Origin of the sequence: Pseudomonas fragi, from assembly GCF_900105835.1 — a bacterium.
GTDB lineage: Bacteria > Pseudomonadota > Gammaproteobacteria > Pseudomonadales > Pseudomonadaceae > Aquipseudomonas > Aquipseudomonas fragi.
Genome location: NZ_LT629783.1, coordinates 4600375 through 4617343, shown reverse-complemented (window position 1 = coordinate 4617343; position 16969 = coordinate 4600375). Strand labels below are relative to the sequence as shown.

12 protein-coding genes are annotated in these 16969 nt (G+C 59.4%); 4 read left to right on the top strand and 8 right to left on the bottom strand.

All coding sequences use genetic code 11. The annotated features are described in order from the left end of the window. Positions 1-386 precede the first annotated feature (386 nt). Both BLU25_RS21230 and ppsA read right to left on the bottom strand, forming a co-directional pair. Entirely contained in the window at positions 387-1346 is a 960-nt protein-coding gene (locus BLU25_RS21230) for an alpha/beta fold hydrolase (protein WP_016779909.1), read from the bottom strand. Positions 1347-1450: 104 nt separating this feature from the next. Continuing rightward, complete coding sequence (ppsA, locus tag BLU25_RS21225; RefSeq protein WP_083369818.1) at positions 1451-3826, bottom strand: phosphoenolpyruvate synthase; 2376 nt, start codon at positions 3824-3826, stop codon at positions 1451-1453. A 177-nt stretch (positions 3827-4003) separates the two neighbouring features. Between ppsA and ppsR the strand changes: the two genes are divergently transcribed. After that, positions 4004-4822, top strand: coding sequence for a posphoenolpyruvate synthetase regulatory kinase/phosphorylase PpsR (gene ppsR, locus BLU25_RS21220; protein WP_016779906.1), 819 nt, complete (start codon positions 4004-4006; stop codon positions 4820-4822). A 106-nt stretch (positions 4823-4928) separates the two neighbouring features. Here the strand turns inward: ppsR and prpD are convergent, their stop codons facing one another. From prpD to BLU25_RS21190, 6 genes are all read right to left on the bottom strand, one after another. After that, positions 4929-6413 (bottom strand): 2-methylcitrate dehydratase, encoded by a 1485-nt coding sequence (gene prpD / locus BLU25_RS21215; RefSeq protein WP_016779905.1) that lies wholly within the window; start codon positions 6411-6413, stop codon positions 4929-4931. 225 nt (positions 6414-6638) lie between these two features. Continuing rightward, the gene (prpF, locus tag BLU25_RS21210) at positions 6639-7829 is read right to left on the bottom strand and encodes a 2-methylaconitate cis-trans isomerase PrpF (RefSeq protein ID WP_016779904.1); all 1191 of its coding nucleotides are present in this window, start codon (positions 7827-7829) and stop codon (positions 6639-6641) included. A gap of 47 nt (positions 7830-7876) precedes the next feature. After that, a complete protein-coding gene (gene acnD, locus BLU25_RS21205; RefSeq protein WP_083369817.1) occupies positions 7877-10468 on the bottom strand; it encodes a Fe/S-dependent 2-methylisocitrate dehydratase AcnD in 2592 nt (863 codons plus the stop codon). Between the two features lie 167 nt (positions 10469-10635). Beyond that, positions 10636-11763 carry a bifunctional 2-methylcitrate synthase/citrate synthase gene (gene prpC / locus BLU25_RS21200; protein ID WP_016779902.1) on the bottom strand — a complete coding sequence of 376 codons (1128 nt, stop codon included), beginning with the start codon at positions 11761-11763 and terminating at the stop codon, positions 10636-10638. A 161-nt stretch (positions 11764-11924) separates the two neighbouring features. Beyond that, the gene (gene prpB / locus BLU25_RS21195; RefSeq protein WP_016779901.1) at positions 11925-12812 is read right to left on the bottom strand and encodes a methylisocitrate lyase; all 888 of its coding nucleotides are present in this window, start codon (positions 12810-12812) and stop codon (positions 11925-11927) included. Further along, entirely contained in the window at positions 12809-13531 is a 723-nt protein-coding gene (locus tag BLU25_RS21190) for a GntR family transcriptional regulator (protein WP_016779900.1), read from the bottom strand. Before BLU25_RS21190 ends, prpB begins: the two co-directional genes overlap by 4 nt. A 280-nt stretch (positions 13532-13811) precedes the next feature. Here BLU25_RS21190 and rloA point away from each other — a divergent pair, with 280 nt between their 5' ends. From rloA to BLU25_RS21175, 3 genes are read left to right on the top strand one after another with little or no spacing between them, the layout of a single operon-like run. Further along, the gene (rloA, locus tag BLU25_RS21185; protein ID WP_016779899.1) at positions 13812-14348 is read left to right on the top strand and encodes a retropepsin-like aspartic peptidase RloA; all 537 of its coding nucleotides are present in this window, start codon (positions 13812-13814) and stop codon (positions 14346-14348) included. Positions 14349-14353: 5 nt separating this feature from the next. After that, entirely contained in the window at positions 14354-15886 is a 1533-nt protein-coding gene (rloB, locus tag BLU25_RS21180; RefSeq protein WP_016779898.1) for an osmotic stress tolerance membrane protein RloB, read from the top strand. Then, a complete protein-coding gene (locus tag BLU25_RS21175; RefSeq protein ID WP_016779897.1) occupies positions 15886-16869 on the top strand; it encodes an alpha-L-glutamate ligase-like protein in 984 nt (327 codons plus the stop codon). The genes rloB and BLU25_RS21175 overlap by 1 nt, the downstream gene beginning before the upstream one ends. Positions 16870-16969 lie beyond the last annotated feature (100 nt).

The following is a 16969-nucleotide window of genomic DNA, read 5'->3' as shown; positions in this document are numbered from 1 at the left end:
CCACGGAGCGGGACCGGAGTGAGGGAACCTGAGCGCAGCGAAGGCCGTACGCCAGGGGCAAGGCCTTTTTGGTTCCTTTTGTGGCTGTTTGACAAAAGGGACTCGCCGTAAGGGCGAAACCAATATTCCAGTTATATGCAAATGCCGGATATGTACGCGAATTAACTGTTTTCCTGTAGTCGCTGACGAGCGGAGCGAGGCTGCGATCGAGTTGGTGCGCCACTGCGACGCAGCGCTCGTAAAACCGGACACTGCGCTCGTTCAGGTAAATCCCGGGCTCAGGTTTTACGGTCGCTTCGCAACCGGACGCAGCCTCGCTCCGCTCGTCAGCGGCTACAAAGTCTGAAAGAAATTTCAACTGTGGGAGCGAGCCTGCAACAGAGTATCTACAACGATTTCGTAGTGCCTTTTAGTAGCCAATCACGCACCAACGGCCACACTTCCTGCTGTGCGGGCTGGCTGACCAACATTTCGACGTGACTGAAATCAGAGCTGAAACCCTGCTCACGGCCCAGAGAAACGAACTTGCGCTGTTCTGAGCCCAACTGATCGAAAAGTTTGCGGCACGCCCACTCAGGTGTTTGCCTATCCCCTGCCGCAGCCACCACCAGAGCCGGAATCTGAACCTCGGCCAAACCGGCCCACCAGTCACGCTCGGCATCCTTGAAACGCCCCATAAAACCATTCCAGCGCAGGGTTTCAAGGGCGATGCTGACCGGTTCATCTTCCGGGCCACGCTTGAGTCGCGTCCCCGACAACTGTGCAAAACGCCGCAACAATAAATATGCACCCCACTGCACAGGAGGGATTTTCAACGACCAGTAGCGGCGATTGATCTGACAGCCAAAAAATGCCGCCGAGGCCACGTCCATTTCGCTCAGGTACTTGCCGCCCAAGGCCGCTGCCAGGCTGATAGCCCCCTGGGAGTGGCCGATCCAGTGGGGAACCTGCCCGCTTTGCTCACGAACAAAGGCCGCTATGGCCGGCAAATCGTACCGGGCATAGTCCGCCACGCGGTTCTTGCTCCAGCAGACATTGCGCGACGACAGGCCGTGGCCGCGCATTTCCGCCAGCCACACATCAAACCCGGCACGCGCCAGATAAGCGCCCAGCCCCACGCCCTTGGGCGAGTACCAGAAGCGCCGGTTGGAAAAACTGCCATGCAACAGAATGACCGGCACGCCGCGTACCTGACTATCGTCGGCCATGCCCAGCCGGGTAACCACCAGCTCAACGGAGATATCCAGGCTGTTGGCGGGTTTCAAGCGATAGACATCTTCGCTCAGGTCGCCCCGACGCTCAGCGCTGATCAGGGCAACGGGAAAAAGGAGACTGCTGCTTTGCATAATGCTCTTGCACAAAAAAGGGCGACGCTCATAAAGAACTCGCCCTACCACTGCCTATAAAGAGCAGGGCAGCCTCACGGCTGCCCTGCTCTTCTCTCAACGACTCAAGCCTTGGCTTGACCTTCTGCCAGGAAGAACCAGGTTTCCAGCACGCTGTCCGGGTTCAGGGAAACGCTTTCGATGCCCTGTTCCATCAGCCACAGCGCCAGATCCGGGTGATCGGACGGGCCCTGACCGCAAATACCGATGTATTTGCCAGCCTTGTTGCACGCCTGGATGGCGTTGGACAGCAGCTTTTTAACCGCCGGGTTGCGTTCGTCGAACAAGTGCGCGATCACACCGGAGTCACGGTCCAGGCCCAGGGTCAGCTGGGTCAGGTCGTTGGAGCCGATGGAGAAGCCGTCGAAGTACTCAAGGAACTCTTCAGCCAGGATCGCGTTGGAAGGCAACTCGCACATCATGATCACGCGCAGGCCGTTTTCGCCGCGCTTGAGGCCATTTTTGGCCAGCAGGTCGATCACCTGGCTCGCTTCGCCCAGGGTACGCACGAACGGCACCATGATTTCGACGTTGGTAAAGCCCATCTCGTTGCGTACACGCTTGAGCGCACGGCACTCGAGCTCGAAGCAGTCACGGAAGTTTTCGCTGATGTAACGCGAAGCACCGCGGAAGCCCAGCATCGGGTTTTCTTCTTCCGGCTCGTAGAGCTTGCCGCCGATCAGGTTCGCGTATTCGTTGGACTTGAAGTCCGACAGCCGCACGATGACTTTCTTCGGGGTAAATGCGCCAGCCAGGGTGCTGATGCCTTCAACCAGTTTCTCAACGTAGAAACCCACCGGATCGCTGTAACCGGCAATGCGCTTGTCGACGCTGTCCTTGATTTCCTGTGGCAGGCCATCGTAGTTCAACAGCGCCTTGGGGTGTACGCCGATCATGCGGTTGATGATGAACTCCAGGCGGGCCAGGCCCACACCGGCGTTCGGCAACTGTGCGAAGTCAAAGGCACGGTCCGGGTTGCCGACGTTCATCATGATCTTGAACGGCAGGTCCGGCATGGCGTCCACGGAGTTCTTCTTGATATCGAAGCCCAGTTCGCCTTCGAAGATAAACCCGGTATCGCCTTCAGCACAGGAAACGGTAACGCCCTGGCCGTCCTTCAATAGCTGGGTGGCGTTGCCGCAACCCACCACGGCCGGGATGCCCAGCTCGCGGGCGATAATCGCCGCATGGCAAGTACGACCGCCACGGTTGGTAACGATGGCGCTGGCGCGCTTCATCACCGGTTCCCAGTCAGGGTCGGTCATGTCGGAAACCAGCACGTCACCCGGCTGGACTTTGTCCATTTCCGAGACGTCCTTGATGATGCGCACCTTGCCTGCGCCGATGCGCTGGCCAATGGCACGGCCTTCAGCCAGTACCGTACCGGTTTCCTTGAGCAGGTAGCGTTCCATGACATTGCCGGCGCTGCGGCTTTTCACGGTTTCCGGGCGCGCCTGAACGATGTACAGCTTGCCGTCATCACCGTCCTTGGCCCACTCGATGTCCATCGGGCACTTGTAGTGCTTCTCGATGATCATGGCTTGCTTGGCCAGTTCGCTGACTTCAGCGTCGGTCAGGCAGAAGCGCGCGCGATCGGCTTTTTCAACGTCGATCACCTTGACCGACTTGCCAGCCTTGGCTTCGTCGCCGTAGATCATCTTGATGGCTTTGCTGCCCAGGTTGCGGCGCAGAATCGCAGGACGGCCAGCTTCCAGGGTTTGTTTGTGGACGTAGAACTCGTCCGGGTTTACCGCACCTTGTACGACGGTTTCACCCAGGCCGTAGGCGCCGGTAATAAACACTACATCACGGAAGCCCGACTCGGTGTCCAGGGTGAACATCACGCCCGCGGTACCGGTTTCGGAGCGCACCATGCGCTGTACGCCAGCCGACAGGGCGACCAGTTTGTGGTCAAAGCCCTGGTGCACGCGGTAAGAAATGGCGCGGTCGTTGAACAGGGAGGCAAATACCTCCTTGGCCGCACGAATGACGTTTTCAACGCCACGGATGTTCAGGAAGGTTTCTTGCTGACCGGCAAAGGAGGCGTCCGGCAAGTCTTCGGCGGTGGCCGAGGAGCGCACGGCAACGGCCATGTCCGGGTTGCCCTGGGACAGCGCAGCAAAGGCGGTACGAATTTCGGCGTTGAGCTTCTCCGGGAACTCGGCTTCCATGATCCATTGACGGATCTGGGCACCGGTTTTGGCCAGGGCATTGACGTCATCTACATCGAGCGCATCCAGCGCAGCATGGATCTGGTCGTTCAAACCGCTCAGTTCGAGAAAATCACGATAGGCCTGAGAAGTCGTGGCGAAGCCACCGGGAACTGAAACACCAGCGCCTGCAAGATTACTGATCATCTCGCCGAGGGATGCGTTCTTGCCCCCCACATGCTCCACGTCATGGGCGCCGAGCTTATCGAGGGAAACTACGTACTCTACCAAGGTGATCTCTCCACTAACGGTGTTGGGAAAAGCTCAGGGCGCTGGATGCTCATCATGAGTCATCGCAGCGATTGTGGCCTGGACCTGGAAAATAAGTGACACTGCCTGTCATGTAGCGCGACAAAAGCGCGCCTATCATATCCAAGAATCGTCACCAGCTTAAGGCCCAAGGCGCAAATGAAACGATCTGCTTTCTTTATATCCGATGGCACCGGCATTACAGCCGAAACCCTGGGCCAGAGTTTGCTGGCACAATTCGAGAATGTGACCTTCAGCAAATTCACCCGCCCCTACATAGACAGCGTGGAAAAAGCGCGGGCTATGGTGCAACAAATCGATAACGCCGCCGAAAAGGACGGTTTCAGCCCGATCATCTTTGACACCATCGTCAATCAGGACATTCGCGAGATCCTCGCCACGTCCAACGGCTTCATGATCGATATCTTCTCCAGCTTTCTTGCTCCGCTGGAGCAGGCACTGGGCGAACATTCCTCTTATTCAGTGGGCAAGTCCCACTCCATTGGCCACAACTCCAACTATATGGAGCGTATCGAGGCGGTGAACTTTGCCCTCGACAACGACGACGGCGCCCGTACACACAAGTACGACAAGGCCGACCTGATCCTGGTGGGCGTGTCCCGTTGCGGCAAAACCCCGACCTGCCTGTACATGGCCATGCAATTCGGCATCCGTGCGGCCAACTACCCGCTGACCGATGACGACATGGAAAGCCTCAAGTTGCCGGCCGCACTGCGCGAGCACAAACACAAGCTGTTCGGCCTGACCATCGACCCGGACCGCCTGACCGCCATTCGCAACGAACGCAAGCCCAACAGCCGCTACTCCAGCTTTGCCCAGTGTGAGTTTGAAGTGCGTGAGGTTGAACGCCTGTTCCAGCGCGAAAACATCCCGCATATCAACTCCACGCATTTCTCGGTTGAAGAAATCTCGGCCAAGATCCTGGTGGAAAAAGGCGTAGAGCGGCGTTTCAAGTAACAGCCCTGAGGGGCTGTGGGAGCGGGCTTGCCCGCGATCGCATCAACGCGGTCATACGCCAAGACCGCAGCGCCTGCATCGCGAGCAAGCCCGCTCCCACACCGTCTCAAATCACCAACAAGTCCACAAACCGGTTAACCGGCGTGGCTTCCAGCGCTGCCTGATCCTTGCACAGTGCAAAAATCTGCGCACAGCGCTGGCCCACAAAACGGGTCGCCAGGTTGGCCCTGAACTTGTCCTCCAGCAATGGAATCCCTTCTGCCCGGCGCCGGCGATGGCCAATCGGGTACTCCACCTCAACTTGCCCGGTGCGGGTGCCATCGGTGAAAAACACCTCGATGGCATTGGCAATCGAGCGCTTGTCCGCCTCCAGGTATTCGCGGGTGTAGCGCGGGTTTTCGACCACTACCATTTTGTCCCGCAGTTGGTCGATGATCGGATGGGCCGCGTGAAAATCGTCCTCGTACTGCTCGGCGATCAAATTGCCAAAGGCCAGCGGCACGGCGGTCATGTACTGAATGCAGTGATCACGGTCCGCCGCGTTGGCCAATTTGCCTTGCTTGGAAATGATCCGAATCGCTGATTCGTGGGTTGTAATCACGATTTTTTCGATGTCGTGCAAGCGATCCTTGACCTGTGGGTGCAGGGTCACCGCCGCTTCGCATGCGGTTTGCGCATGGAATTCGGCCGGGAAGCTGATCTTGAACAGCACATTTTCCATCACATAGGTGCCATAGGGCTGGCTCAGGCTGAACTGGCGCTGACCTTCGGGCTTGAGCGCCAGGTCCTTGTTGGTATGGCTGAACAGCACATCATAAAAACCCCATTGCGGCGCTGTCAGCACCCCGGGAATACCCATTTCACCGCGCAAGGCGATATCGGCAAGGCGCACGCCACGGCTCGACGCGTCCCCCGCCGCCCAGGACTTGCGCGACCCGGCGTTCGGCGCATGGCGATAGGTGCGCAACGCCTGGCCATCCACAAAGGCATGGGACAGTGCCGACAACAACTGCTCGCGATTGGCGCCCATCAGCTTGGCGCACACCGCCGTCGAGGCGACCTTGACCAGCAACACGTGATCAAGGCCGACACGATTGAAGGAATTTTCCAGGGCCATCACGCCCTGAATCTCGTGGGCCATGATCATTGCGTCGAGCACCGCCCGCATCGTCAACGGCGCTTCGCCATTGGCTACGCGCTTTTGCGACAGATGGTCGGCTACCGCCAGAATACCGCCCAGATTGTCCGAGGGGTGACCCCACTCTGCGGCCAGCCAGGTGTCGTTGTAATCCAGCCAGCGCACGATGCAGCCGATGTCCCATGCGGCCTTGACCGGATCCAGACGATACGAAGTGCCCGGCACCCGGGCACCAAACGGCACCACCGTGCCTTCGACAATCGGCCCCAGGTGCTTGGTGCATTCCGGAAAACGCAGCGCCAGCAGGCCACAGCCCAAGGTATCCATCAGGCAGTTGCGGGCAGTATCGAGGGCTTCGGGGGAGGTGATGGTGTAGGTCAGGACATAATCGGCAATGTCCTGCAAAACCTGGTCGTAATCGGGGCGGTTATTGAGGTCGACGTTGGCGCTCATGGGGCAGTCTCCAAAGTATGGGTAAGGGTCGTGTTCCATCCTCAGGTTCATCGTGACTTTGCGGGTCTGAAATGCCCGCTTGATGGATCAAAATCAAAAGCCCCTCACCACGCCTCTCCCGGAGGGAGAGGGGACTAAAGGCAAAAACAGTTTTGCGTCACACCGCAGAACAGCCCCCTCTCCCTCCGGGAGAGGGTTGAGGTGAGGGCAAAAGGGTTCACCCGATCAAAAGGAGTCCCCCGGCACCCGCACCCAGCCTTCCATCAGCACCCGCGCACTGCGGCTCATGATGGCTTTGGTCACGGTCCACTGGCCGTCCACCTGACGGGCCTCGGCCCCCACGCGCAAGGTGCCCGAGGGATGGCCGAAGCGCACTGCATCGCGCTGTTCACCACCGGCCGCCAGGTTGACCAGCGTGCCCGGGATCGCTGCAGCGGTACCGATGGCCACCGCTGCAGTGCCCATCATGGCGTGGTGCAACTTGCCCATCGACAAGGCCCGCACCAGCAAATCCACGCTCTGGGCACTGACCGGTTTGCCACTGGACGACACATACGCCGCTGGCGGCGCAACAAAGGCCACCTTGGGTGTGTGCTGGCGCCTGGCCGCGTCTTCCAGCTTGTCGATCAGCCCCATGCGCAGCGCACCGTGGGCGCGGATGGTTTCAAACATGGCCAGGGCTTTCGGGTCGCTATTAATGTCGTTTTGCAGCTCTGCACCGCTATAACCGATGTCCCGGGCATTGACGAAAATCGTCGGGATCCCGGCATTGATCAGGGTCACGTTCAAGGTACCGACGCCCGGCACCTCAAGGTCATCGACCAAGTTGCCGGTGGGGAACATCGAACCGCCTGCGCCCTCTTCATCCGCTGCAGGGTCGAGAAACTCCAGTTGCACTTCGGCCGCCGGGAAGGTCACGCCATCGAGCTCGAAATCACCGGTTTCCTGCACCGCACCCTCGGTGATCGGCACATGGGCAATGATGGTCTTGCCAATATTGGCCTGCCAGATACGCACCACCGCCGTGCCGTTTTGCGGAATGCGCCCGGCATCCAGCAAACCGCTGCTGATCGCGAACGAGCCCACGGCCGCCGACAGGTTGCCGCAGTTGCCGCTCCAGTCGACAAATGGCTTGTCGATAGCGACCTGACCGAACAGGTAATCGACATCATGATCCGCGCGCAGGCTTTTGCTGACGATCACGGTTTTGCTGGTGCTGGAGGTGGCCGCGCCCATGCCGTCGATCTGTTTTTCGTAGGGATCGGGGCTGCCGATCACACGCAGCAACAGGGCATCACGGGCTGCGCCCGGTACCTGGGCCACGGCGGGCAAGTCCAGCAGGCTGAAAAACACCCCTTTGCTGGTGCCGCCACGCATGTAAGTTGCGGGAATTCTGATTTGCGCTGGGTAAGCCATCACACTAAGTCCTGTAAAAGCCGGGGCACTTGGCCCCGGCGCTGGGGTTAGGCGGTCGCCGATTCCAGGAAGTCCTGGGCAAAACGCTGCAACACGCCGCCCGCTTCGTAGATCGAGACTTCTTCGGCGGTGTCCAGGCGGCAGGTCACCGGCACTTCAACACGCTCGCCATTTTTGCGGGTGATCACCAGGGTCAGCGTGGCACGCGGGGTGCGTTCGCCGATCACGTCGTAGGTTTCACTGCCGTCGATCTGCAGGGTCTTGCGGTTGGTACCCGGCAAGAATTCCAGCGGCAATACGCCCATGCCGACCAGGTTGGTGCGGTGAATACGCTCAAAGCCTTCGGCCGCGATGGCCTCGACACCTGCCAGGCGCACGCCCTTGGCCGCCCAGTCCCGGGACGAGCCCTGACCATAGTCTGCACCGGCGATGATGATCAGCGGCTGCTTGCGCTCCATGTAGGTTTCGATGGCTTCCCACATGCGCATCACCTTGCCCTCGGGCTCAAGGCGAGTCAGGGAACCCTGTTTGACCTTGCCGTCCTCGATCACCATTTCGTTGAACAGCTTCGGGTTGGCGAATGTCGCGCGCTGGGCCGTCAGGTGGTCACCACGGTGAGTGGCATAAGAGTTGAAGTCGACTTCCGGCAAGCCCATTTTCGCCAGATACTCGCCTGCGGCGCTGTCGAGCATGATGGCGTTGGATGGTGACAAGTGGTCCGTGGTGATGTTGTCCGGCAGCACTGCCAACGGGCGCATGCCCTTGAGTGGACGAGCCCCGGCCAGTGCCCCTTCCCAATACGGCGGACGGCGGATGTAGGTACTTTGCGGGCGCCAGTCATACAGCGGCTCGACTTTCGGGCCGGTGTCTTCATGGATGGCGAACATCGGGATGTAGACCTGGCGAAACTGCTCGGGCTTGACCGCAGCCTTGACCACGGCGTCGATTTCTTCATCGCTCGGCCAGATGTCTTTCAGGCGGATTTCCTTGCCGTTGGCGTCCAGGCCCAATACATCTTTCTCAATATCGAAGCGGATGGTGCCGGCAATCGCGTAGGCCACCACCAGCGGCGGCGAGGCGAGAAATGCCTGCTTGGCGTAAGGATGAATTCGTCCGTCAAAGTTGCGGTTACCCGACAATACGGCCGTGGCGTACAGGTCGCGGTCGATGATTTCTTGCTGGATCGCCGGGTCCAGCGCGCCAGACATGCCGTTGCAGGTGGTGCAGGCAAAGGCCACGACGCCAAAGCCCAGCTTCTCCAGTTCATGGGTCAAGCCGGCTTCGTCAAGATACAGGGCCACGGTTTTGGAGCCCGGCGCCAGCGAGGTTTTGACCCACGGTTTGCGGCTCAGGCCCAGCTTGTTGGCATTGCGCGCCATCAAGCCCGCGGCGATCACGTTGCGCGGGTTACTGGTATTGGTGCAACTGGTGATGGCGGCGATGATGACCGCGCCGTCGGGCATTTGCCCCGGCACTTCGTCCCATTGACCGGCGATGCCCTTGGCCGCCAGATCAGTGGTGGCCACGCGCGCATGCGGGTTGCTCGGCCCGGCCATGTTGCGCACTACCGATGACAGGTCAAAGCTCAGGCTGCGCTCGTATTGTGCGCCCTTGAGGCTGTCGGCCCACAGGCCACTGACCCTGGCGTAGTTCTCCACCAGTTGTACTTGCTGGTCTTCACGACCGGTAAGCTTGAGGTAGTCGATGGTTTGCTGGTCGATATAGAACATCGCAGCCGTGGCACCGTATTCCGGGGCCATGTTGGAGATGGTGGCACGGTCGCCCAGGGTCAGCGCCGCAGCGCCTTCGCCGAAGAACTCCAGCCAGGCACCGACCACTTTCTGCTTGCGCAAGAATTCGGTGAGCGCCAGCACCATATCGGTGGCGGTGATGCCCGGTTGCAGCTTGCCGGTCAGCTCGACGCCGACGATTTCCGGCAGGCGCATCCACGAGGCCCGGCCCAGCATGACGCTTTCGGCTTCAAGGCCGCCGACGCCAATGGCGATCACCCCCAGGGAATCGACGTGAGGGGTATGGCTGTCAGTGCCCACGCAGGTATCGGGAAAGGCCACGCCGTCGCGCACCTGGATCACCGGGGACATTTTCTCCAGGTTGATCTGGTGCATGATGCCGTTGCCTGGCGGGATTACATCGACGTTCTTGAAGGCTTTTTTGGTCCACTCGATAAAGTGGAAGCGGTCTTCGTTACGACGGTCTTCGATGGCGCGGTTCTTTTCAAACGCCTCGGGGTCGTAACCGCCGCATTCCACCGCCAGCGAGTGGTCGACGATCAGTTGGGTCGGCACCACCGGGTTGACCTGGGCCGGGTCTCCGCCTTGCTGGGCGATGGCGTCACGCAGGCCGGCGAGGTCGACCAGTGCGGTCTGGCCGAGAATATCGTGGCACACCACGCGCGCCGGGAACCATGGAAAGTCGAGATCGCGCTTGCGCTCGATCAACTGGCTCAGCGATGCCTTCAGGGTGGCCGGATCACAGCGCCGGACCAGGTTTTCGGCCAGTACGCGGGAGGTATAAGGCAGCGTGCCATACGCACCGGGCTTGATCGCATCGACCGCCGCACGGGTGTCGAAATAATCCAGCCGGGTGCCCGGTAGTGTTTTGCGAAATTCAGTATTCATTGGCGCAGGACTCGATCACGGTAGGTACAAAAGGGCAAACAGGCCAGGAACTCATGTGGGAGCGGGCTTGCTCGCGATGCAAGCGCTGCGGTCGTTCTGGCAGACCGCGTTGATGCCATCGCGGGCCAGCCCGCTCCCACCTTTTAATCGGCTCTGGGCCTGCTCACTCAGCGACGTTCGATTGGCACGAACTTGCGCTGTTCTACGCCGATGTACTCGGCGCTCGGACGGATGATGCGGTTGTTGGCGCGCTGCTCGAACACGTGTGCAGCCCAGCCGGTCAGGCGCGAGCAGACAAAGATCGGGGTGAACAGCTTGGTCGGGATGCCCATGAAGTGATACGCCGAGGCATGGTAGAAATCGGCGTTGGGGAACAGCTTCTTTTGTTCCCACATGGTCTTGTCGATGGCTTCGGAAACCGGAAACAGCACGGTGTCGCCCACTTCGTCGGCAAGTTTTTTCGACCAGCCCTTGATCACCTCGTTACGCGGGTCGCTGTCTTTGTAGATCGCGTGGCCAAAGCCCATGATCTTGTCCTTGCGCGCCAGCATGCCGAGGGTGCCCTGCACTGCTTCTTCTGCCGAGCCGAAGCGTTCGATCATTTCCATCGCCGCTTCGTTGGCGCCGCCATGCAGCGGACCGCGCAGCGAGCCGATGGCCGCGGTAATGCACGAATACAGATCGGACAAGGTCGAGGCACAAACACGGGCAGTAAAGGTCGAAGCGTTGAACTCGTGCTCGGCATAGAGGATCAGCGACACGTTCATCACCTTGACGTGCAACTCGCTCGGTTTTTTGTCGTGCAGCAAGTGCAGGAAGTGGCCGCCGATCGACTCTTCGTCGGTTACGCAATTGATGCGCTTGCCGTCATGGCTGAAGCGATACCAGTAACACATGATCGCCGGGAAAGCGGCCAGCAGGCGGTCGGTCTTGTCCTGTTGCTCTGAGAAGTCTTTCTCCGGCTCAAGGTTACCCAGGAACGAGCAACCGGTGCGCATCACGTCCATCGGGTGGGCGTCGGCGGGAATGCGCTCCAGCACTTCTTTCAATGCCTGGGGCAGATCGCGCAGCTTTTGCAGCTTGGCCGTGTAGGCAGCCAGCTCGGTTTTAGTCGGCAGTTCGCCATACAGCAGCAGGTAAGCCACTTCTTCGAAGCGGGCTTCGGCCGCCAGTTCACGTACGTCATAACCACGATAAGTGAGGCCCGCGCCTTCCTGGCCTACGGTGGACAGGGCCGTTTGCCCGGCCACCTGGCCGCGTAAACCGGCACCACTCAATACTTTTGCTTCGGCCATTGCGCTTCTCCAATCTTGAATTTGTTAGGGATTCGGCAACTACTTGATTCAATGTACAGGTGGGAGCGGGCTTGCTCGCGATTCAGGCAACACGGTTTGCCTGAATCACTGTGGTGACCCTATCGCGGGCAAGCCCGCTCCCACAGATTCACAGTGTTCTGTTACTTCTTCGCGGCAAACAACGCATCGAGTTTCTGCTCGAACTCGTGGTAGTTGATGGCATCGTAAAGCTCCATGCGGGTTTGCATGGTGTCGATCACGTTTTGCTGGGTACCGTCGCGGCGGATGGCGGTGTACACGTTTTCAGCCGCCTTGTTCATTGCGCGGAACGCCGACAGCGGGTACAGCACCAGCGATACGTCAGCACCGGCCAGTTGCTCGGTGGTATACAGCGGCGTGGCACCAAACTCGGTGATGTTGGCCAGGATCGGCGCTTTCACCCGGTTGGCGAACAGTTTGTACATCTCAAGCTCAGTAATGGCTTCCGGGAAGACCATGTCCGCGCCGGCTTCAACGCAAGCCGCTGCACGCTCCAGGGCCGACTCCAGACCTTCTACCGCCAACGCATCGGTACGCGCCATGATCACGAAACTGTCATCGGTACGCGCATCGACGGCGGCCTTGATGCGGTCGACCATTTCCTGCAGCGAAACGATTTCCTTGTTCGGGCGATGGCCGCAACGCTTGGCGCCGACCTGATCCTCAATGTGAATCGCTGCAGCGCCGAACTTGATCATCGACTTGACGGTGCGCGACACGTTGAAAAACGAGGAGCCGAAGCCAGTGTCCACGTCCACCAGCAGCGGCAGATCACATACATCGGTAATGCGTCGTACATCAGTCAGTACATCGTCCAGACCGGTAATACCCAGATCCGGCACGCCCAGCGACCCGGCTGCAACACCGCCACCCGACAGGTAGATGGCCTTGAAACCGGCACGCTGGGCCAGCAGCGCGTGGTTGGCGTTGATCGCGCCCACCACTTGCAAAGGGTGCTCGCTTGCAACTGCATCACGGAAACGCTGGCCTGGACTGTTCTTATTGCTCATGACTCACCTCGTGGAGTGGCTGTCTGCTGGGCGCTGTCTTGGTAATGACGCGCAATATTGCGTTTCGAAGCGCCGATATGTCGGCGCATCAACAACTCGGCCAGTTCGCCGTCGCGGTCGGCAATGGCATCGAGAATGCGGTGATGCTCGGCAAACGCCTGGTGCGGGCGATTGGGCGTGGCAGAGAACTGGATGCGGTACATGCGCACCAACTGGTACAGCTCGCCACAGAGCATCTGCGTCAGGGTGCGGTTACCGCTGCCCTGAATAATCTTGTAATGAAAATCGAAGTCGCCTTCCTGCTGGTAGTAGCCAACGCCCGCCTGAAACGCCTCGTCGCGCTCATGGGTTTCGAGCACCCGGCGCAACTCGGCAATGTCTTCATCACTCATGCGCTCGGCGGCCAGGCGACAGGCCATGCCTTCCAGGGACTCGCGAATTTCGTAGAGTTCAATCAGCTCGGCATGGCTCAACGACACGACCCGCGCGCCCACATGAGGCACGCGCACCAGCAAACGCTGGCCTTCAAGACGGTGAATGGCTTCACGCAGCGGCCCGCGGCTGATGCCGTAAGTGCGCGCCAGTTCGGGCTCGGAGATCTTGCTGCCCGGGGCGATTTCGCCTTTGACAATGGCCGCCTGAATACGCCGGAAGACGTTCTCGGAAAGGGTTTCCGAGTCATCCTGGGGGATAGTGGCGGGTTCCAGTGCTTGCAGCATATTGTCGACACCTTGAAAATCAATAGCGCCAAAACTAGCTATTTACAGGTGCAGAGTCAAAGAATAAATAGATATTGTCGACAATCGTCTAATACGACCTTGGTTGTATCGACAGCCTTGCTGGCCCAGGTGGAGCGCCTCGGCGCTGGCGCCATAAAACCATCATGTTAGAATGCCGACCGCATCCGCCCTGCCCTCATCCATAGGGCAGCCGCACGAGGAAACTTGCGCTCCTGCCAGTCGCCTTGATCTGAAGATTGCAAGAGACGTGCTTCGATTTATGAAATGTTTCCCCCTCTCTATCCTCGCCTGCCTGCTATGCGTACCCGGCCTGAGCCTGGCTGGCGAAAAAACCGTGTATGGCCTTAATGAATACGCAGAACTGGCAGGCATTGACTTGCAGGTAGCGGCCAAACTCGACACCGGCGCCAAGACCGCCTCGCTCAGTGCCCGCGATATCAAGCGTTTCAAGCGTGATGGCGAGAGCTGGGTGCGCTTTTACCTGGCCATCGATGATGCCCACTCCCACCCCATCGAACGCCCGCTGGCCCGTGTCAGCAAGATCAAGCGTCGCTCGGGTGACTACGACCCGCAGGCTGACAAGAACTACACCTCACGCCCGGTCATTTCCCTGGAAATCTGCATGGGCAAGGCTTTACGCACCATCGAAGTGAACTTGACCGATAGAAGTGCGTTCCAATACCCGCTGTTGATCGGCTCCGAAGCGCTGAAACGCTTTGATGCGCTGGTTGACCCAAGTCTTAAATACGCTGCTGGCAAACCTGCCTGTGTCGCCAACGCTCAAACCGCAGAGTAATTGAAATGCGCGCGCTTACCCTTCACCTGAAAATCCTGATCACCATCCTGGTGGTGCTGGGCATTTCGATTACTGCCTACCAGATTTTCGTTCTCGGCATTCCGGTAACCGAAGATGCCACGGACGACTTGTGGAATATCGACGCCAAGGTCGAATTCGTCGCCAGCTCCAAGGATCCGGTCAAGATCCAGATGTTCGTGCCACCGCTCAACCGCGACTACGTCAGTTTGAACGAGAGCTTTATCTCCAATAACTACGGGGTGAGCGTCAACCGGGTTGATGGCAACCGCAAGGTCACCTGGTCGGCACGCCGGGTCAGTGGCAAGCAAACCCTCTACTACCGCCTGGTGCTGACCAAGCGCTACTCGGGTGAAAAAACCAAGGTCAAGGGCCCGGTTTTCCGTGACAGCATCGCCGTCGAAGGCCCGGAAAAAATCGCTGCCGAAGCCTTGCTCGCGCCTATCCGCCAGCACTCGGCCGACGTCGAGACCTTTATCAGCGAGACCATCAAGCGCGTCAGCAACGCCAACGATGACAATGTGAAGCTGCTGCTGGCCGGCGATCCGTCGACCGCGCACAAGGCACAAGTCATCGAGCTGCTGCTGTCGATTGCCCACGTGCCAATGGAAAAAGTCCACACCATCCGCCTGGTGGCCGAACAACCCCAAACCCCGGAGCTGTGGCTGCGCAGCTTCAACGGCAACGACTGGCTGTACTTCAACCCGGAAACCGGCGAACAGGGCCTGCCGTCTGACCGCCTGCTGTGGTGGATCGGCGACGAGCCAATGGTCACGGTGGATGGCGGTAAAAAAGCCAACGTTACTTTCAGCCTGAACAACAGCGAAATGAACGCCATTCGCCTGGCCAAGCTGACTGACGAAAACACTGACGCCAACTTCCTTGAATACTCGCTTTACGGCTTGCCACTGCAGACCCAGCAAACCTTCATGATCATGGTCATGATCCCGATCGGCGTGCTGGTGATCCTGATCCTGCGCAACCTGATCGGCCTGCAGACCCTGGGCACATTCACCCCGGTTCTGATTGCCCTGGCGTTCCGCGAGACCCAGCTGGGCTTTGGCATCATCCTGTTTACGGTGATTACCGCACTGGGGCTGACGCTACGTTCCTACCTTGAACACTTGAAGCTGCAGATGCTGCCGCGCCTGTCTGTGGTGCTGACCTTTGTGGTCATCCTGATCGCGGCCATCAGCCTGTTCAGCCATAAACTGGGCCTGGAGCGCGGTTTGTCCGTGGCCTTGTTCCCGATGGTGATCCTGACCATGACCATCGAGCGCCTGTCGATCACCTGGGAAGAGCGCGGTGGCGGGCATGCCATGAAAGTCGCGATCGGCACCCTGTTCGCCGCTACCCTGGCGTATCTGGTGATGAGCGTGCCGGAGCTGGTGTACTTCGTATTCACCTTCCCGGCAGTCCTGCTGATCATGGTCGGCTTTATGCTGGCAATGGGTCGCTATCGCGGCTATCGCCTGACCGAGCTGGTACGTTTCAAAGCGTTCCTGAAGGCTGATTCCTGATGTTTGGCTTCTGGAAGACCTGGAAGGCCCTGGAAGCCAGGGGCATCATGGGCATCAATCGGCGCAATGCGGACTACGTACTCAAGTACAACAAACGCAGCCTGTATCCGATTGTGGATGACAAGATCATCACCAAGGAACGCGCGATCAAGGCCGGCATTCATGTGCCGGAAATGTACGGGGTGATTTCCACCGAAAAGGAAATCGACAAGCTCGATGAAATCATCGGTGGTCGCAGCGACTTCGTGATCAAGCCCGCGCAAGGTGCGGGCGGTGACGGCATCCTGGTGATTGCGGATCGCTTCGAAGACCGGTTTCGCACGGTCTCGGGCAAGATCATCAGCCACGAAGAGATCGAGCATCAGATTTCCAGCATCCTCACCGGCCTGTATTCCCTGGGCGGCCACCGTGACCGCGCGCTGATCGAGTACCGGGTTACCCCGGACCAGATCTTCAAAAGCATCAGCTACGAAGGTGTGCCGGATATCCGCATTATCGTGCTGATGGGCTACCCGGTAATGGCCATGCTGCGCTTGCCGACCCGTCAATCGGGCGGCAAGGCCAACCTGCACCAGGGTGCCATCGGTGTTGGCGTCGACCTGGCCACCGGCTTGACCCTGCGCGGCACCTGGCTGAACAACATCATCAGCAAACACCCCGACACCACCAACGCGGTGGACGGCGTGCAACTGCCCAACTGGGACGGTTTCATGAAGCTGGCGGCCGGTTGCTACGAGTTGTGCGGCCTGGGCTATATCGGCGTGGACATGGTCCTCGACCAGGACAAAGGCCCGCTGATCCTGGAGCTCAACGCCCGTCCGGGGCTGAATATCCAGATTGCCAACGATTGCGGCCTGACCCTGCGCACCCACGCAGTCGAAGCACACCTTGAAGAACTGGCCGCCAAAGGCATCACCGAAACCCCGGAAGAGCGCGTGCGCTTTGCCCAGGAGCTTTTTGGGCATATTCACCAGCCCGAGTAAGCCAAAAACCTGTGGGAGCGGGCTTGCTCGCGATGCTGTCAACTCGGTTTTCCTGCTAAACCGCGTCGTATCCATCGCGAGCAAGCCCGCTCCCACAGCT